Annotated in this window: 9 protein-coding genes; 1 reads left to right on the top strand and 8 read right to left on the bottom strand. The window is 67.8% G+C overall.

What is annotated here, in order from left to right:
• Position 1 precedes the first annotated feature (1 nt).
• From pelF to B7D75_RS09730, 8 genes are all read right to left on the bottom strand, one after another.
• On the bottom strand, positions 2-1,525 hold the full coding sequence (pelF, locus tag B7D75_RS09765) for a GT4 family glycosyltransferase PelF (protein WP_053813682.1): 1,524 nt from the start codon (positions 1,523-1,525) through the stop codon (positions 2-4).
• Positions 1,522-2,511, bottom strand: coding sequence for a HEAT repeat domain-containing protein (locus B7D75_RS09760; RefSeq protein ID WP_003152036.1), 990 nt, complete (start codon positions 2,509-2,511; stop codon positions 1,522-1,524). Before B7D75_RS09760 ends, pelF begins: the two co-directional genes overlap by 4 nt.
• Positions 2,489-3,856, bottom strand: a complete 1,368-nt coding sequence (locus B7D75_RS09755) for a PelD GGDEF domain-containing protein (RefSeq protein ID WP_107113955.1) — start codon at positions 3,854-3,856, stop codon at positions 2,489-2,491. Before B7D75_RS09755 ends, B7D75_RS09760 begins: the two co-directional genes overlap by 23 nt.
• Positions 3,857-3,861: 5 nt before the next feature.
• The gene (locus B7D75_RS09750; protein ID WP_012075101.1) at positions 3,862-4,380 is read right to left on the bottom strand and encodes a hypothetical protein; all 519 of its coding nucleotides are present in this window, start codon (positions 4,378-4,380) and stop codon (positions 3,862-3,864) included.
• A 38-nt stretch (positions 4,381-4,418) separates the two neighbouring features.
• Entirely contained in the window at positions 4,419-8,000 is a 3,582-nt protein-coding gene (locus B7D75_RS09745) for a tetratricopeptide repeat protein (RefSeq protein ID WP_107113954.1), read from the bottom strand.
• Positions 7,978-10,806, bottom strand: coding sequence for a bifunctional glycoside hydrolase 114/ polysaccharide deacetylase family protein (locus tag B7D75_RS09740; protein WP_107113953.1), 2,829 nt, complete (start codon positions 10,804-10,806; stop codon positions 7,978-7,980). The genes B7D75_RS09745 and B7D75_RS09740 overlap by 23 nt, the downstream gene beginning before the upstream one ends.
• A gap of 539 nt (positions 10,807-11,345) precedes the next feature.
• Positions 11,346-16,208 carry an NAD-glutamate dehydrogenase GdhB gene (gdhB, locus tag B7D75_RS09735; protein WP_107113952.1) on the bottom strand — a complete coding sequence of 1,621 codons (4,863 nt, stop codon included), beginning with the start codon at positions 16,206-16,208 and terminating at the stop codon, positions 11,346-11,348.
• 270 nt (positions 16,209-16,478) lie between these two features.
• Positions 16,479-17,249, bottom strand: coding sequence for a hypothetical protein (locus B7D75_RS09730; RefSeq protein WP_023442955.1), 771 nt, complete (start codon positions 17,247-17,249; stop codon positions 16,479-16,481).
• Between the two features lie 338 nt (positions 17,250-17,587).
• Between B7D75_RS09730 and B7D75_RS09725 the strand changes: the two genes are divergently transcribed.
• A complete protein-coding gene (locus tag B7D75_RS09725) occupies positions 17,588-18,568 on the top strand; it encodes an AAA family ATPase (protein ID WP_012075096.1) in 981 nt (326 codons plus the stop codon).

The raw sequence follows: 18,568 nt of genomic DNA, 5'->3' as shown, positions 1-18,568 counted from the left end.
GTCATGCAGTCTCCGTGGCTTCGCGGTACAGCCCGCGATAACGTCCGAGCATCAGCGCCTCGGTGTAGTAGCGCTCGACCCGCTGCTGGCCGACCGCCTGGGCGGCCCGCCAGCGCTGCGGATTGCGCAGCAGGGCGAGGATCGCCCGCGAGGTGGCCTGCGGGTCGGCGATCGCCACCACTTCCCCCGCCGGCCCCAGGGCGCGGTCCTCGACACCGGCGCCCTCGATCAGTTCGCGGCAGGAACCGACGTCGCTGCTCACCACCGGCACTCCGGCCGCCCAGGCCTCGAGGATCACCAGCGGCTGGGCCTCGCTGATCGAAGTCAGGACCATCAGGCCGAGCTGCGGCAGAATCTCGTCGATGCGCCGGAAACCGAGGAACTTCACCTTGTCCTGCAGGCCGAGGCTGGCCACCAGGCTGCGGCATTCGCTGGCGTAGTCGGGATCCTCCTCTTCCGGGCCGACGATCCAGCCCTCCGCCTCCGGCATCGCGCTGACCACGCCGCGCATGGCGCGGATGAAGGTTTTCACATCCTTGATCGGCACCACCCGGCCAACCAGCCCGACCACCGGCGGGATTCCCGGCGGTCGCCGCTCCAGGGCGCCGGCCCAGGCGTCGAGGGCGATGCCATTGGGGATCACACGGGTGCGCAATGGGTCGGCGCCATCGAGTACCTGGCGCTGGCGGTTGCCTTCGTAGAGGGCGATGATCGGGTCCGCCGAACGATAGGTGAGCAGGCCGACCCGCTCGAAGAAACGAATCCACAGGCGCCGGATGTAGCTGACCTCGGCGTCCAGGCCGGTGCTCAGTTGCTCGTCGGGGTTCTCCGCGATCCAGCTGGCCTGGGCCAGGTCGATCTTGCGCTCCTTGGTATAGATGCCATGTTCGCTGAGCAGGTAGCGGCACCCCCAGAGGCGCTGCAGGATGCTGCCCAGCAGGCCGGCGTAGCCGGTGGAGATCGAATGCAGCATGCGTGCCCGCGGCATCCGCCGCGCCGCCTCGGCGAGCATGAACACCGGCGACTGCATCGAGCGCAGGGTCCAGAAGTAGTTGACGAAGGAGGGGTCGGTGCAATAGCGCTCGTAGCCTTCCGTGATCACCTCCCAACTGGCCTTGCCGTGGAGGAAGTCCTCGCGCTCGATGCGGCCTTCGGCAAGCAGGTCGAGCAGCGCGCCGCCCTCCTCCCCGGTGGGCGTCTCGGGATAGTGGAAGAACCGGTGCAGGTCGCGCAGGGCCTGCGCGATGTCGGCGTCGGCGCGGCGCGCTCGCGGGTCCGACGAGGTCCAGGCGGTCTCCAGGAAATGCTCCTCGATATGCACCACGTTGCTCGGAATAGCGTAGTGGCGCTTGCCGTAGGCTTCCTTCTGACCGCCGATGAAGAACACCGAGAAGGTCAGCTCGGGGAGGCCGAGGATCAACTGGTTGACCCAGCTGGAGACGCCACCGCGCACATAGGGCCAGGTGCCCTCCAGTAACAGGCAGATATCGGCGACGGGAGCCATCGGAGTGGTGTGTTCGGTCATGTCCAGTATCTCGCGAGGGCCGCGAACGGCGGCCGCTGCAACATGTCTTCGGGCATCTCGGCGAGGAGCCGGGGAATGTCCCCGTAGCGCCGCTGGAAGAACGCGATCTCGGCACGGAACGAGGCCAGCTGGGCGGCTTCGATGCCGGCCTGCTCGGCAGCCTGGAGGGCCTCCGCAGCGGCGTCCAGGCGGCCCTGCTCGAGGGCGATGCGTCCGGCCAGCAGGTGCAGGTCGGCCGAAGGGCTGCCGCGCAGCGCCTGGTCGGCATGCTCCCGGGCCTGTTCGAGGACGTGCTCGAGCACGCTGCCCTGGGCCAGGCCCAGGTAGGCCAGTTCCCAGTACCAGCGCGCCAGAGTGCCATGCAGCGCGCCGCGCCGCGCCGGACTGGCGCCGGCCAGGTTGCCCAGGGCGCTCTCGATACGCTGGTTGATCCGGCTTTCCTTCTGGTCGAGCATCGAGTAGGCCAGCAGACGGACGTCGTCCGCCGGGTCGCGCAGGGCCAGCTTGAGGATCGGGATCGCCTCCCTGCCGGGCATCCGCCGGGTGGCGAAGATCGCCGTGAGGCGCTGGTTCGGGTCCGGTGCGTGGCGCAGCACATCCTGCAGGCCGCCGTCGCTGAACATCATGTCCAGGCGCTTCTCCTTGGGCCGGAACGGCAGCTCGGGCACGCCCATCGCCTGCCAGGCCTGCTCGTCGCGCTTGCGCGGCAGGTACAGCGCCGGAAATACCGCCGCGGCCACGCCGATGGCGCCGATCAGCGGCACGAAGAACGCCAGGCTGAAGATGAACAGCGGACTCCACGGTAGCGGGAACTTGTAGCGCCGCGGCAGCAGCAGCCAGACCCCGCCGCACAGCAGCAGGCTGCCGAGGCCGTGGGCGCCCAGGTAGAGCGGCAGCGCCTGGGCGACCGGCAGGCCGGCGAAGACACTGGCCCAACTGCCCAGCTCGAACAGGAAGGCGCCGCTAAATAGCCACTTGCTGATCATTCAGGCCGCACTCGTTGTAGAGGAAATGCCCCAGCGCCTGGCGCTCGTTGCCGGCATCCAGCTCGTAGCCATGGATGCGCACGCCGAGCGACTCCAGTTCGCTGGCCTGGCCGAAACGCTCGGCGAAGAGAATCCGCAGGCGCTGCAGGTAGCCCTGGGACCCTTCGGTGGAAGTCAGCGGCAGCAGCACCAGCAACACGCGCCGTCCCTCGGCGTTGCGCAGCCGCAGTTGCACGTCGAGGCCACGCTGGCTGCTCTCCAGCAGGCGCTGCACCTCCTCTCCGTAGCGCTCGTCGGTCAACTCGAAGGCGTACAGGCAGGCCGGCAGCGAATGGTCGCAAGCGTCCAGCAAGGAGCGCTTGAGATACTGGGAAAAGCGCTGGGCGTCGACATCAGCCAGTCGCAGCGCGCGAGGATCGCTCTGCAGCAGGTCGGCCACATGGCCGGCGAGGATCGCCAGCAGGCTGAAGGTGCGATCGTTGAAGACGAAGAACGGCATCTGCGCCACCGCCAGCAGGGCGAGAACGCGACCTTCGGTGTCGATCAGCGGCACGCACGCCTGCAGCGCGCTATGCGCGCGCTGCTCGCCACGCTCCAGCAGGTCCTGGCGCACGCTGACCAGCTCGCCACGCTCCAGGCAGGTGCGCACCAGCAGGTCGTCGCCATCCAGCGCCGGCATCTCGCCCAGGGTCGCCAGCGGCCGAGGGTCGGCAGCGCGGTCCTGGCGCACCCGGTACAGACCGGCGATGCGCAGCGAGCCGTACTGGGCGAGCAGCGCGAGAACCGTTTCCGCCAGGGCCACCAGCGGTTCCTCGTCGTCCGGCAGCTCGCGCAGCGACTGGCGCAGGCCGAGCAGCGAACTGCGCAGGCTCTGGTCATTGCCGGCGACCCGCTGCTCCAGGCGGTCGTGGGAGATCCGCAGGATATGGTGGGCGCGGGTGAACTCGTCGAGGCGCAGCTGACGATACTCGTTGGCCAGTTCCAGGCGTTCCAGGCGACGCTCCCAGATATCGCGGAATTCGCCGACCAGCATGGCGCAGAGCAGCACGCCGACGATGAATGCCGCCGGTACCTGGGCATAGGCCTCCAGCCCCCGGGCGCGGAAGGCGAACAGCGCGGCGACCAGCAGCGCCGCGCTGGCCAGCCCACGGACGAACCCGTAGCGCATGCCCAGCAGCAACGGCGCGAGAATCACCCAGGGGAAGCTGGCCTGCACCAGCAACGGATCGCTCGGCTCGAACCACCAGCCCAGGCCCAGGGCGAGCGCAGTGATGAGCACGGTCTCGATCCAGGAGACGCTGCCACTGGCGCGTGGCGCGAGGGTGAAATCCTTGTGCGCGGACATGGACGTCACTCGAGCCGCAGGTCGCCGACCAGCTCGCGCAGGACTTTCTGCGCCGCCCCCGACAGGCTTTCGCGGGACCAGCCGGCACGCGCCCCGCTGGTGCTCCAGAGCACCCGTCCGGAAGCCGGTTCCAGCACCTGCAGGCTGACACCCACCGCCGGCTCGCCGTCCAGGCCGTTCTTGTACTGCCACTCCTCGACGCTGCCGGTGACCACATAGGCCAGCTTCTGTTGGCGCGCCCAGTCCAGCGCGCGCTGCTGACGCTCGCGGTCATCGACCAGTTGCAGATCGTCTTGCGGCTGTGCCGGGTACAGGCGCGGCCGCACGCCCTCCTCGGCCAGCACGCTGAGCAGGATCTGCTCGGCGCGTTCGCCGGCCTGCGGCGCCTGGGAATAGTTGAGCAGCGGCGCCAGGCCCCACTGCGCGCCGCGCGCCAGCGGCGTGGCGCTTTCGCTGGTGAAGCTGGAGCAGCCCGCCATGAACAGGGCGACGACCACGAAGGTCAGGCAGCGGATGGATTGCATGTTGTGTTCCTCCTGTTGAATTCCATGCCTGGCCGCATTCAGCGGCCGAAACGCGTGCTGTAGGTCACCCCGAGCGTGCCGCCGGCTTCGCCGTCGCCGCCCTGCGGAGCCGACTGGTAGCCGAAGGTGAACGCCAGTTCGTCATCGCCCAGCAGTTCCACGCCGACACCGAGGTTGAGGCCGTAATTGAACTCCTTCTCGGTCCACTGCCAGCCAGCCAGGGTGTCGACGATCCAGGTGTATTGCGGACGGCTGCGGTTCAGCGCGCCAGGAAAGCCACGGCGCCAGGTGCTGCCGAAGTAGAGCTGGCCGTAGCGGTCCTGCAGCAGGTCCTGGCTGCGTGCGCCGTCGAGCACCAGGGCCCCGCCATGGGAAGCCAGCAGGTCGTCCGGCAGGCGGTTCTCCAGGCGATTGCGCTGGTAGTCGATGCCGCTGCGCAGTTGCCAGGCCGGGCCGTCGAAGAACAGCGTGTGGGCCCACTCCAGCGACAAGGCCTCGCCATTGCCGAGGTCGTCGCCCTGGCGGGTGGAGAAGCGGTTGTGCGCCAGCGACCAGCTCAACTGGTCGCGCCCGCTGAGGTTGTGGCGGCCGCCGAGCCGCAGGCTGTCGCGCATGCCGAGGGCACGCATCAGGCCGGTCTCGTCGGTCTCGCGGTGCCAGTCGAGGCCCGCTTCGAGTTCGTCGCGCGAGCTCAGCCGCCAGTTGCGCAGCAGCCCCAGGCCGTGGCGATCCTCGTCGTCGCGCCAGCTGCCGTCGAACACCGCCGCGGCGAAGCCGTCGGCCAGTTCGCGCTGCAGTGTCAGCCTGGCGTTGCGTTCGCTACCGAGGACCGAGCTGTCCAGCGCGTCGCCGTGATAGCGGCCGCTAGCCAGTTCGAGATCGGCATGCCAGTCATCGCCGAGATGGCGCGCCGCGCGCAGCGTCGGCCCCTTGAAATCGAGACCGCCGAAGTCGCGGCTGTTCCAACCCAGTTGCAGGCCCTGGGGGGTGCGTTCGAGGATTTCCGCCGCCTGCCGCCGCAGCTGCTCGCGGTTGTCCCGCGACTGGCCATCGCCCAGCGCGCCCAGGGCCTCGCCCAGCGCTTCGCCACCATGGCCGAGACGCATCAGGGCTTCGACCCGCTGCGCCGGATCCAGCTCGCCGCGCGCCAGCAGGCGCTGCAAGGCCGCGCGGCTCTGGCTGCGCAGCGCGGCCTGGATCTCTTCGTGGCGGCCGATCTTCAGGCCGCGCTCGCGCGCCCAGGCCAGCCAGCCATCCTTGAGCGCGTCCTGGTTGGTCGCGGCGAGCTGGTCGAGAAACTGTTCGAACCAGAGCTGCAGCATCGCCGGCTCGCCATTCCAGGCCCGCCGCGCTTCTTCCTGGGCCAGCAGCGGGCCCTGGGCCACGGCGAGCAGGCGCAGGTAGGCGGCGAAGCTGTCGGGCGTGGCCCTGACCGTCCCGCGCTCGATCCGCCCGAGCAGGTATCGGCGCAGGCGCAGGGCCCTGTCCCGGTAACCACTGGCGTCCAGCGCGTCGGCGTAGGCCGCCTGCGCCAGCCAGTCGTTGGGATTGGACTTGAGATACAGGCGGAACCAGGCCAGCGCCTGGTCGTTGCGTTCGAGCAGCAGGTTGGCGCTGGCGAACGGCAGCCACAGCGTGCTGTCCCGCCGCGCCAGCCCTCGCCACTGCGTCAGCAGCGGCGCCAGGGCGTCGCGGCGGCCACGCTCGACGTAGAACCAGAGCAGGCGTTCGCGCACCAGATTCTCGCCGGGGAAGCGCGCCAGGGCTTGCCTGTACAGGCGCTCGGCGTCTTCGCCGCGTCCTTCCTGTTCCGCCAGGCGCGCCCTGGCCACCCAGTAGTAGGGACTGCCCTGCGCCTGGGGCACGCCCTCGGCCTCGGCCAGGAGGCTCCTGAGGGTCGGCCAGTCGTGCAGGTTCTCCGCCAGTTGCAGGGCGCTGGCCAGGCGCCGCGGATCGCGGCTGCGCTGCCAACTGCCGATGAGGATTCGCAGGGCCTTCTTCGGGTCGCTGTCGCGGTACAGGGTGATCAGCTGGTCTTCGTCGCTGCTGTTCAGGCGGATCCCCAGCGCCAGCATGCGTTCGTAGGCGGCGCGAGCATCGTCGTCCCGCTCCAGGGCCCAGGCCAGCGCCGCGCGCAGGCGCCAGAACTCCGCCTCGCGGATGGCATGCTCATCCGCAGCGTCGAGGACCTTCCAGGCCTGCCGTGGATCGAACAGGTTCCAATGGGTTTCCGCCCATTGCATGCGCTCCTTGATGGACAGCGGGAAATGCCTGGCCATCCGCGCCCAGACCTCGGTCTCCTCCTGCAATTGCTGGGTGTGCTCGAGGATCTGCTGCAGGCGCTGCCAGGCCAGGCGCTGCTTCGGATAGCGCTCGAGGTAGGTGCGCAGCCATGCCTCGCCCTCCTCCGGGGTGCCGCGGGTTTCATGGCTGTAGACCAGCGTGTCGAGTTCCTCGTCGCTCATCTGGCGCTGCGCGCCGATCGGCGTGAGCAGTTCGATGGCACTGTCGAAGTCGAACATCTGCAGCGACAGGCGCCAGGCATGCTCGCGCAAGGCCGGATCGTCGTTGCCGGCCAGCAGTTGCATCCAGAATCCCAGCGCCTCCCGGGTATTGCCGGTCCACTCGCCGAGCCGGGCGAGATCGGCCAGCAGCGTCCGCTCGTCCGGGCGCAGGGCCAGCAGTTCCTGGCCGATCGTCCAGGCCCGCTCGATGCGCCCGGAAGCCATGTTCAGGCGCAGGTCGGCCGCCACCGCGTCACTGTCGCCGGGACGCAAGGTACGCCAGCGTTCGACGAAGCGTTCGGCCAGGTCATAGCGCTGGTTGCCTTCCGCGGCGCGCACCCCCTCGGCGAGCCAGGCCAGGCTGCGCGTATCGTCCGGCAGTTCGCCGAGGTGTTCGGCCAGCAGCAGCGCCGCCTGCTCGCCCCGCTCGCCGGCGAGCAGGCCGGCGAAGGCCTGCCGCAGATAGTCCAGGCGCCTCGCCGGGTCAGCCTCCGTCTCGGCCAGTTGTCGGTAGATATCCGCCGCCCGCCCCGGCTGGGCAGAAGCCAGGAACCAGCGCGCCGCCTCGTCCAGCCAGCGTTGCCGGTGCCGCGGGTCGCGACCGGCCAGTTCGGCGAACGCCGCTGCCGCCAGCGCCGGGGCATCCAGGGCCAGGGCGTGACGGGCGAATCGTTCGAGCATGGCGTTGTTCAGCGATGCGTGATCGATCTTGCGCAGTCGCTCCACCAGCGCCAGCGTCTGCGCCTCGTCCAGGCCCTCGGGCTTGGCCAGGGCGGTGAGGATGTCCAGCTCGGTCTCGTAGAACGGCGCCGCCAGGCGATCCTTGCCACGCAAGCCGGCCAGGTGGTGACGTGCCCGCTCGAAGTCGCCGAGCTTGATCAGCAGGTCGACCAGGGTCAGGCGCAGCGCATCGTTCTCCGGATGCGCCTTGAGCAGCAGCTCGGCGTAGTTCACCGAGACCGCGTCCGGTTCGCCGTCTCCGCTGGGCATGAACACTTCCTCGCTGTTGAAGGTCAGCCACAGCACCAGGACCACCGCCAGGGCGATGAACAGCAGCGCCCAGGGATTCAGCAGGCGCGCCCGCGGCTGCTTCCTAGCGGCAGACGAGTTGGCCATCGCGCACCTGCTCCATCGGCAACTCGAACATCCACAGGCCCCTGCCGGCCTTGCCCGGGTAGGCCGTGCCGGCCACGCTCAGCCGACATTCGCCCGCCGCGCGCACCACCAGGCGCAGCGGCAGGTGCCCGGCAAAGGCGAACTCGACGCGGCCATCGTCGCGGTAGCGCCAGCGCTCCAGGGGCAGGTTGGCCTCCTCCAGCGCCGGTCTCGGATCGCGGCTGTCGCGCAGGACCAGGCGCGCATTCGCCGCGCTCAGGTGCACATAACGCCCCTGCGGCAGGTCGCGTACACCGGCCACCCCCTCGGAGCGCCCGAGGTCCGGCCAACCCAGCGCCGGATCCAGGCGCAGGGTACGCAGGGCGGCGAAGCCACGCAGCTGCCAACTGCCGTCGGCGCGCCGGGCCAGGCTGGCGCGATGCAAACCCTCCAGGCGCGGGATGTAGTCGCTCATCCACAGCGACAGCGGGTGCTCCGCCTGCATCGCCGTGTAGATCTGGTGCATGGTGCGGATCGAGGCCTGCTTGGTCCCCGAATAGAAGTGGTAGTACAGGTGCAGGCCGCGCAGGCGGCGCGGGCTGTCGGTGAGGGCGAAGGTGTCGATGACGCCGCGGAAACCGTAGTACGGCCCCTGCCAGAGGTTGGTGTAGACGTTCTCGTTGATGATCGGCGCGTAATACTGCACGCCACCGCTGGTAGGGCGGATCAGCGGATAAAGTCCGGTCAGCGAGGGAAAGGCCCGGGTCAGCGCGGTATTGCCGCCGTTGACGTTCATCAGCCCGGCGTCGTAGGCGAGCTTGATGGTGGCGGCGTCGGGCAGCGCGTCGCCGGACCAGAAGATCATCTTCACCGGCTTGCGCGGGGTGGTCAGGCGTTGGTCGATGTAGTCGCGGGCACCGATCACCTCGCGCACGAAGTCGACCTTGTCGTAGCCGGGGATGGCCATCTTGTAGCCGTACTGCGCCTCGAAGTTCTCGCCCCGCTCGGCCAGTTGCGGTTGCCAGAAGAACGGGTGGCTGAAGGTGTGGCTGGCGACCTCGACCTTGTCGTCGGCGAAGATGCGTCGGGCGATCGGCTCCAGTTCCCTGGCCAGGTGCGGGTACATGCCCTTCGGCCCGACCTCGCCCTCGATCACCGAGACCGACGTGAGGAACGGATAGGGCCTGATGAAGTCCTCCAGCACCTGCTGCCCGGCGTAGGGACTGCCGGGCACCTCGGCGCGGGAGACGAAGCCATCGCCGTCGATGTGCACGGTGGCGATGCGCCGGCCGTTCTCGGTGGTGGCGTCGGGACTCGGCAACGGCGCCAGGCGCAACGCCTTGCGCAGGAAGGCGAAGGGATCGAGGATCCAGCGCCGGTGCTCGCTGGCCTCCTCCAGCACATAGGGCGCCAGGGCGAAGCCACCCCAGTCGGCGGTCGCCACCGGCACGTATTCCTTGCCGTCGCCCTTGAGACGGAGCGCCGGAACCACCCGCGCCGGATCGAGCACGGTGAGCGCCGGCAGGTCGCGGATGCGGATCACCAGCGGCGCCTCGAAGGAGCCCAGCAGCGCCTGGTCGTGGGTCTCGGTGCTCGGCTTGACCCTGAGCTTCTGCGACAGCCGGCGGATACCCAGGCGCTGCAGCAGGCCGTCGTTCTCGGTGGGCAGGCCGGCGAGGAAGGCCACCGGCACCTTCTCGTCGAGACGCGCGCCGATCCAGTTGTCGAAGGCGTCGCTGGCGACCGGCGGGCCGCTGGTCATCCAGGTCACCACCCCGGCGTAGAGACCGGCCAGCGGACGTTCGGGCAGCGGCTGGTCGGTGGGCAGGTAGTCGACCCGGTAGCCGAGGTATTCGAGCAGGCCGCCGAGGTAGACGTGACCGGGGCTCAGGGTCAGGTCGCCCTCGCGCGGATCGTAGAGCAGCGCGATGCGTCGCGGCTGCACCTCGATGTTGCTCACCCCCAGATAGTCCAGCGCCGGAGTGCTGACGAACGGCACGTAGCCCTCGCCACGCAGACGCGCGGCGAGCTTGCGCGCCTCGTCACGCCGCTCCGGCGGCAGGTAGTCGATGGCTATGATCGGCGTGCCCCGGGCGCGCAGCTTGTCCAGGTGGCCCCGCAGCCAGTCGCGATCCTCCTGGGGCACCTCGCGGTACTGCCCGGCGGCGGCGTCCCAGCCGGCATGGATCGATTCCACGGCCACCGCCGATGCTACGCCGGGCAGTTCCGGCAGCACTTCGAAACCACGGTTGAAGAACAGCTTGAGTCCGGGCTCCTGGCGGTGCAGTTGGGCGAGGAAGCTGGCCAGGGCCTGGCGCTGGCCCTCGCGGCGCTCCTCGGCCTGTAGCTGGAAACTGTCCAGGGTGTCGAGGAACAGGCCGGCGTAGCCCTGCTTGCGCAACTCCGCGGCACGCCTGAGCAGGTGTGCCCGCCAGCTCGGCGCCGCGAGGTCCATCACCTGGCTGTTCCAGGCCTCGTTGCGTACCGCGCTCTTGCCCTGGACCAGACCGCTGTCGGCGATGGCGGCGGCGTCGCCATCGAACTCGCCGACCGAGAGATAGGCGAAAGGCGTACTGCCTTGTTCCCTCAGGTAACGGACATCGGCCGGCTGCAGGTGCGCCGCCTCGAGCACCACCCAGTCGAACTGGGACAGCTCGGCCAGTGGCGGCCGCTCGGCGTACCAGAACGCCACGCTGGATGGCGCGCCGGCGGCCGCCCCGGCGGACAGCGCCAGGACGAAACCGGCGAAGCGGGAAAGGAAGCTGACAAAGGGACGGACGATCTTGCGCGAGGAAGACACGGTGATTCCTTTCTTGCTGGACCGCACGCCCTCTCCCGCCTGGCGGGCTATCCCGGCCCGGTTGGCAGATCGGAAGCAGGGATGCGGTTTCCGGTTCCAACGTCGAGTCCCTGACTCTCTGGGTATAGCCGAAGGGATTCCAGGCGACCAACGTCAATCTAATGACTACATATGCTAATTGGTAAATTTTCAACCGGATACTGTCAATTTTTGGACGCAGCATACCCGAATGAAATCCCCGAAACCCTGCCGAACGGCCGCCCCTCCCACAGGCGTTTCGCCAAATGACGAAACAGGCCTGCCAACCCGGCTTCCATGCGCCTCAGCGACCAACGCCAAAGCCTTGGAGAACAGACCAGACATTATTTCTTATAAAGAAAGAACATAATTATATATTTTTATATAACCGAATTATTTTCAGCTATGTGAATCAAGTTGATTTTTCGTATCGAGACCAAGCGCCGGGCATTTGTCGCCTACCCGCTCGGATGGCATGCGCGCGGTCAGCCATGCCGAAATAAAAGAGCCCCGCACGAAGCGGGGCTCGGGTGCTACCGGGATCGACGTCAGGGAATGCAGACGCCGTGCTGGTTGCTCTGCGCCAGGTCCATCAATTCACGGTTGGCCACCGCGTACATGGCATAGTCGGTGCCCGCCGCGGCGCGCAGCTCGACCAGCATCGCCCGCCAGCGCTCGACCAGCGGCAGGTGCTGCTCCAGCCACAGGCCGACGCGCGCCTCGACCTCCTTCGGACCGTCCTGCATCTGCAGCACCGAGACGGTGATCGCCCGCTGCTGCCAGTCGAGATCGTCGCGGAATGCCTCGCGGGCCAGCGCCTGCCAATTGTTCTCCACCGGCAGGTTGGTGATCTGCTGCAGGTACCAGGTCAGGTCCAGCGCGCTGCCCACGGCGAAGTAGGCCTTGGCCACTTCCGCGGTGTCCTGGCCGGTGACGTCGGACGCTTCGATGATCGGCAGCAGGGTGTACAGGTGGCTGGTACCGGCGACCATGCGCGCCAGCAGCTCCGGCACGCCGGCATCGACGTAGTTCTGGTAGCGCGCCTGCCACAGTTCGCGGGTCGGACCTTCGAGCAGCTCGTTGAGCTTCAGGCCGAGGGCGGCGATGCGCGGCCCGAAGTGGGCCACGTCGCGCGCCGCGTCCAGCTCGTTGCGGCGGCTGCGGAGGAACCAGCGGGTGGCGCGGCGACCGAGACGCATGAGTTCGTCCATCAGGGTCAGCTGGATGTCCGCCGGCACCTGGTAGTCGAGGTTCTCGATCTGGCGGAACCAGTGCGGCAGGTGGAACACGTCGCGGACGATCACGTAGGCTCCGGCGACGTTGGCCGCGCTCATGCCGGTGGACTCCTTCAGGCGCTGCACGAAGGTGATGCCCATGTGGTTGACCAGGTCGTTGGCGATCTGCGTGCTGACGATCTCGCGCTTCAGGCGATGGCGGCGCATGGCGTCGCCGAACTTCTCCGCCAGCAATGCCGGGAAGGCGGTCTCCATGTCGCGGGTCAGGTAGTCGTCGTCCGGCACCAGCGACTTCAGCAGCGACTCCTTGAGGTCGATCTTGCTGTAGGAGATCAGCACCGACAGCTCGGCGCGGGTCAGCCCCTGGCCGGCGCTGATGCGCTCCGCCAGTTCCTCGTCGGAAGGCAGGAACTCCAGGGCGCGATCGAGCTTGCCGCGCGCCTCGAGGTCACCCATCAGCCGCCTGTACTCGGCGATCCGCTCGCGGGCGCGGCGTTGCGCCAGGGACAGCGCCTGGGTCTGCTTGTAGTTGTTGCCCAGCACCAGGGCGCCGACCGCATCGGTCATCTTCACCAGCAGCGCGTTGCGCTGCTTCTCGGTCATGTCGCCGGCCTGCACCACTTCGTTGAGCAGGATCTTGATGTTGACCTCGTGGTCGGAGCAGTCCACGCCACCGGCGTTGTCGATGAAGTCGGTGTTGTTGGCGCCGCCGTGCAGGCCGAACTCGACCCGCGCCAGCTGGGTCATGCCCAGGTTGCCGCCCTCGCCCACCACCTTCGCGCGCAGCTCGCGGCCGTCGACGCGCAGGCCGTCGTTGGCCTTGTCGCCGACATCGGCGTGGGTTTCCTTGCTCGACTTCACGTAGGTGCCGATGCCGCCGTTCCAGAGCAGGTCGACCGGTGCCTTGAGCAGCGCGTGGATCAGCTCGGTGGGCGCCAGCCTGTCGGCCTGGATGTCGAAGCGCGCCTTCATCTCCGGGGTGATGGCGATGCTCTTGGCGCTGCGCAGGAAGATCCCGCCGCCGGCGGAGATCAGCTTGGTGTCGTAGTCGGCCCAGCTCGAACGCGGCAGATTGAACAGGCGCTGGCGCTCGACGAAGCTGCTGGCGGCGTCCGGGTTCGGGTCGATGAAGATATGCATGTGGTTGAAGGCGGCCACCAGTTGCAGCTTGTCCGACATCAGCAGGCCATTGCCGAACACGTCGCCGGCCATGTCGCCGATGCCGATGACGCTGATGTTGTCCTTCTGCACGTCGATGCCGCGCTCGCGGAAGTGCCGCTGCACGCTGACCCAGGCGCCCTTGGCGGTAATCCCCATGCCCTTGTGGTCGTAGCCGGCGGAACCACCGGAGGCGAAGGCGTCGCCGAGCCAGAAGCCGTACTCGGCGGCGATGCCGTTGGCGATGTCGGAGAAAGTCGCGGTGCCCTTGTCCGCGGCGACCACCAGGTAGGGATCGTCCTCGTCGTGGCGGACCACGTTGGCCGGCGGCACCACTTCGCCTTCCTTGAGGTTGTCGGTGATATCGAGCAGGCCGGAAATGAAGATCCGGTAGCAGGCGATCGCCTCGGCCTGAATCTCGTCGCGGCTACCGCCCAGCGGCAGGCGGCGCGGGACGAAGCCGCCCTTGGCGCCGACCGGCACGATCACGGCGTTCTTCACCTGCTGGGCCTTGACCAGGCCGAGCACCTCGGTGCGGAAGTCTTCCTCGCGGTCCGACCAGCGCAAACCGCCGCGAGCCACCTTGCCGCCGCGCAGGTGCACGCCCTCGACGCGCGGCGAGTAGACGAAGATCTCGTACTTGGGCACCGGCCTGGGCAGTTCCGGGATGGCCTTCGGGTTGAACTTGAAGCTGAAATAGCTCTTGTTCTGGCCGTTGCCGTCGGGCTGGTAGAAGTTGGTGCGCAGGGTCGCCTTGATCAGGTCGAGATAGCGCCGCAGGATGCGGTCTTCGTTGAGCACCTGGACTTCGTCGAGGGCGCCGAGGATCGCCTGCTCGAGCTTCTGCTGCTTGTCTTCCAGGTCTTCCGCGGTGAGCTTGCGCGCCAGGTAGAAGCGGGTCTTGAACAGCCGCACCAGCTCGCGGGCAATGTCGGTGTGGGCGTTCAGCGCGCTGGCGATGTAGCCGAGGTCGAAGCCCAGGCGGATCTGCTTCAGGTAGCGCGCATAGGCGCGCAGCAGGGCGACGTCGCGCCACGGCAGGTTGGCGGTCAGCACCAGGCGGTTGAAGGCATCGTTCTCGGCGTCGCCGCTGACGATGTGGACGAAGGCGTCCTGGAGGATCTCGTTGAGCTGCTGGATGTCCACGTCCAGGCCTTCGGCATAGGTGAAGGCGAAGTCGTGGATCCAGTACTCGCGGCCGTTCTGGTGGCGCAGGCGATAGGGGAATTCGCCGAGCACGCGCAGTCCGAGGTTCTCCAGGATCGGCAGGACGTCGGACAGGGCCAGCGGGGTGTCGGCGTGGTACAGCTTGCAGTGCAGCTGCTGCTCGCCCTGCGCCAGCGGCTGGTAGAAGCTCATCACCAGCGGACGCTGTTCGGACAGACTGAGCAGGTGCTGCAGGTCGACCACCGCGAAGTGCGGGGCGAAGCGCTCGCGGTAGCCGGCCGGGAAGCCTTTCGGGAAGTCGGCCAGCACGCTGGTGCCCTTGGCCTCGCCGAGGTTCTCCACCACCAGGCCGGCATAGTCGTCCTGCCAGGAACGGCAGGCCTGGATCACTTCTTCCTCCAGGCGCGCCGGGTCGATGTCGATACGCACCTTCGGATCGACGCGGAGGATGAACTGCACGCGCGCCAGCACCGACTCGGAGAAGAAGGTCCAGAACTCGCAGTCGCTGGCCTGCAGGCGTTCCATCAGGACCTGCTGGATCTTCAGCCGCGTCTCGGTGGAGTAGACGTCACGCGGCACATAGGCCAGGCAGTAGCAGAAGCGTCCGTAGGGATCCTTGCGCAGGAACACGCGGATCTTGTTGCGTTCCTGGATCCGCACGATCGCCATGGCGGTGCTGAACAGCTCGTCCACCGGGGTCTGGAACAGGTCGTCGCGCGGCAGTACCTCCAGCACCTGGGCCAGTTCCTTGCCGAGGTGGGCCTTGGTGTCGAAGCCGGAACGGCGCACCACTTCGGCGACCTTGCCGCGGATGAAGGGAATGTCGTTGACGCTCTCGTTGTACACCGAGGAAGTGAACAGGCCCATGAAGCGACATTCGCGGATCACCCGACCCTTGCCGTCCAGTTCGCGGATCGACACGTAGTCCGGGTAGGCCGGACGGTGCACGCGGCTCGGATGGGCGGCCTTGGCGAAGGACAGCAGCAGCGGTTCGCGCAGGTAGGCGACGGCGTAGTCCTCGATGTGCAGGTCGTCCTTGCTCAGCCCGGCGCGCAGCAGGCGGGTCAGGCCGAGGAAGGACTTCTCGTCGTAGACCATGCGACCGCCGCCGCCCTCGTCGGCGACGGTGAACTCCTCGTAGCCGAGGAAGGTGAAGTGGTTGTCCAGCAGCCATTCCAGGTAGCTGCGTACTTCCTTCAGCTCCTCCGCCGGCACCTTCAGCTTCGCCTTGCCCAGCCAGGCCAGCAATTCGCGGGCCTTGGCCTTCATCGGCTCGAAGTCGGCGACGGTGACCCGCACCTCGCCGAGCACCTCCAGGATGGCCTTCTCCAGCACGCGCAGTTCGCCGGCGTTGGCGCAACGGTCGATCTCCAGGTACATCAGCGATTCCTGGCTGACGTCCTTGCCCTGGGTACCCTTGGGCAGGACCTCCTTCAGCTCGCCCTTGGCCGAGCGGCGCACGCTGAGGACGTTGGTCTGCAGGGTGTGGATGCTGTAGCCGCGGCGGTTCAGCTCCATGCGTACCGAGTCGACCAGGAACGGCAGGTCCGGGTGCAGCACCTCCACCGCGGTGTGGGTGGATTGCCAGCCGTGCTTTTCATAATCGGGGTTGTAGACGCGGACTTCGGGCTGGTCGCGGTCGAAGCGCTCCAGCAGGCGCCAGGCGGACAGGGTGCAACCGACCAGGTCGGAGAGCCGCCGCTGGGTCAGTTCGTCGAGGGAGATCAGGCTGAAGAACTGTTCAGCGAACAGCGTGACTTGTGGTAACGCCTTGTCGCCGAGGTGCTGCGCCAGGGCCGACTGCAGTTGATGCTGGAAATCGGCTTTGCTGGCCGCGGTGAAGAACGCCATGGTTGTACTCCGCTTGGCTTGTCATTTCATGGAGGCGAGCGGTTCGCGGAAAGGACGCGAGCAACGCACCTTCGGACCGACCCTCGCTGCGTCCATGAAGTTCAGCAGAAGCTGAGCATTAATCCAGGCAGGCAGGCGCACAGCAAAGGCTGACCGGGAACCGCCCTTTCGCCGGGCGACCCGCCAGTCATATCCGACAGAGCTTAACGAGGCGGCCAGGCAAAACACTTACCAAGCTGCGACATATTCGTTCACCCCGGGAGCATCGTCTCACTGCACCGGCAGGAAATGCATGAACAGCAGGCCCTGGGCGTAGTTCACGCTGATCCGCCGGTAGCGTTCGCCGAGGACCTCGGCGAGCAGGTCCAGGCGCGCGACGATCTTGGCGAACTCGCGCGCGTAGCTGAGGTTGCTGGCGTCGTCGGTGAGCGCATTGGAAAGCAGCAGCGGCGCACCCTTGTCGTCCTTGCGGGTAGCCAGCATCCAGGTGGCGACCTCGACGTTGCGCGCGGCGTTGTAGACATATTGCGCGTCGATCCCCTGGTAGACGTAGAACTCGGTGCGCCCACCATGGGCGGTGATCAGCATGCTGGCCAGGGAATAGATGAAGGCGCCGACGCGGTCTCCCTTGAACGCCGGATCGAGGGAATAGGACAGCGCGGCGATGTCGCGGCGCCCGCCGAGGTCGCTGAGCTCGCGGTTCTGCTCGATGGCGCGGCGGATCGCCAGCTCGGCGTCGGCCTGGCTCGGCAGGCCGGTCTTCTTCCATTCGGCGGGATTGCGCTTGTACAGCTTCCAGAGCAACTGGTAGAGGCTTTGCAGGTTGTCGCGCATGGCCAGGGTGGCCATGCGATCGGCATCGGTCTGGAGAAATTCGCCGGCACGCATCGAGCCCTGGCTGGTGTCCTCGCCGGCGGCGTTGCGCGGCGCGTTCGAACATCCGCTGACGAGCGCGCCGAGCAGCAGCAACAGCCCGCCGATCCAGCGCCGCCACCCATGCCGGGCGCGGCCCTCCCCCTTGCGCCGGGCAATCCCCGGCAATGTCGCTCCTGACAAACGCTCTGTCCATTCGCTGTTCGCTTCGCGGAAACCGACCCGCCAGCGCCGGCGAAGTTCCCCGGGCGCGTCGATCCGCCGCGCTTCGCGTGGCAGGTCACGGCGAGAACCGGGAGCCTTTCACCGGCATATCCGCGCGGGTTCACGAATAGGCGCGGCACGCGCGTCGGAGAGTACGCTAGGCAGTCGCCGTGCGCTAACATGTGCCGGATCGGGGAGCGTCATCCGCCGCAGAGCGGAGCCTTTCCCGCCCTCGCGCGCCGGCCTCGCCGTGCGCCACCGAGCGACACCCCCACCAGGCCTTGGAACCGGTAGTCCAGACAATGAGCAACGAGCCAGAAAGCACGCAGCACAAGAGCGCCCTGCAGGGACTGAAAGGCTACCTGTCGAGCCAGATCCTCGGCCAGGAAAAACTCGTCGACCGCCTGCTGATCGCCCTGCTCGCCGACGGCCACCTGCTGGTGGAAGGCGCCCCGGGGCTGGCCAAGACCAAGGCCATCAAGGACCTCGCCGAGGGCCTGGAGGCCGAGTTCCACCGTATCCAGTTCACCCCCGACCTGCTCCCCGCCGACATCACCGGCACCGAGATCTACCGTCCGGAAACCGGCACCTTCGTGTTCCAGCAGGGACCGATCTTCCACCACTTGGTGCTGGCCGACGAGATCAACCGTGCCCCGGCCAAGGTCCAGTCGGCGCTGCTCGAGGCCATGGCCGAGCGCCAGGTCTCGGTTGGCCGCAGCACCTACGACCTGCCACAGCTGTTTCTGGTGATGGCGACGCAGAACCCGATCGAGCAGGAAGGCACCTACCCGCTGCCGGAGGCCCAGCTCGACCGCTTCCTCATGCACGTCAAGATCGGCTACCCGGAAGCCTCGGTGGAACGCCGCATCCTCCAGCAGGCCCGTGGCGAGGCGCTGCACGGCGAGGCGCGGCCGGAGCGCCGGGTGACCCAGGAAACCATCTTCGCCGCGCGCCAGGAAATCCTCGGCCTGTACATGGCCGACGCGGTGGAGGAATACCTGGTGCAACTGATCATGGCCACCCGCACCCCGGCCAAGCACGACGCGGAACTGGCCGAATGGATCTCCTACGGCGCCAGCCCGCGCGGCTCCATCGCCCTCGACCGCTGCGCGCGAGCCCACGCCTGGCTGGCCGGACGCGACTTCGTCAGCCCCGAGGACATCCAGGCGGTGCTGTTCGACGTGCTGCGCCATCGACTGATTCTGACCTTCGAGGCGGAAGCCGCCGGCATCGACCAGGACCGGGTGGTGCAGCGCATCCTCGACGTGGTCGCCGTGGCCTGA

Source organism: Pseudomonas paraeruginosa (assembly GCF_003025345.2).
Lineage (GTDB): Bacteria > Pseudomonadota > Gammaproteobacteria > Pseudomonadales > Pseudomonadaceae > Pseudomonas > Pseudomonas paraeruginosa.
Note: the sequence above shows the minus strand (reverse complement) of the source record. Positions and strands in the feature narration are given on the sequence as shown.

Bases quoted from the DNA above. Each gene is read 5' to 3' on its own strand.
- B7D75_RS09745 (WP_107113954.1), bottom strand. From the start codon at position 8,000: ATGGCCAACTCGTCTGCCGCTAGGAAGCAGCCGCGGGCGCGCCTGCTG.
- gdhB (WP_107113952.1), bottom strand. From the start codon at position 16,208: ATGGCGTTCTTCACCGCGGCCAGCAAAGCCGATTTCCAGCATCAACTG.
- B7D75_RS09755 (WP_107113955.1), bottom strand. From the start codon at position 3,856: ATGTCCGCGCACAAGGATTTCACCCTCGCGCCACGCGCCAGTGGCAGC.
- B7D75_RS09760 (WP_003152036.1), bottom strand. From the start codon at position 2,511: ATGATCAGCAAGTGGCTATTTAGCGGCGCCTTCCTGTTCGAGCTGGGC.
- pelF (WP_053813682.1), bottom strand. From the start codon at position 1,525: ATGACCGAACACACCACTCCGATGGCTCCCGTCGCCGATATCTGCCTG.
- B7D75_RS09725 (WP_012075096.1), top strand. From the start codon at position 17,588: ATGAGCAACGAGCCAGAAAGCACGCAGCACAAGAGCGCCCTGCAGGGA.
- B7D75_RS09750 (WP_012075101.1), bottom strand. From the start codon at position 4,380: ATGCAATCCATCCGCTGCCTGACCTTCGTGGTCGTCGCCCTGTTCATG.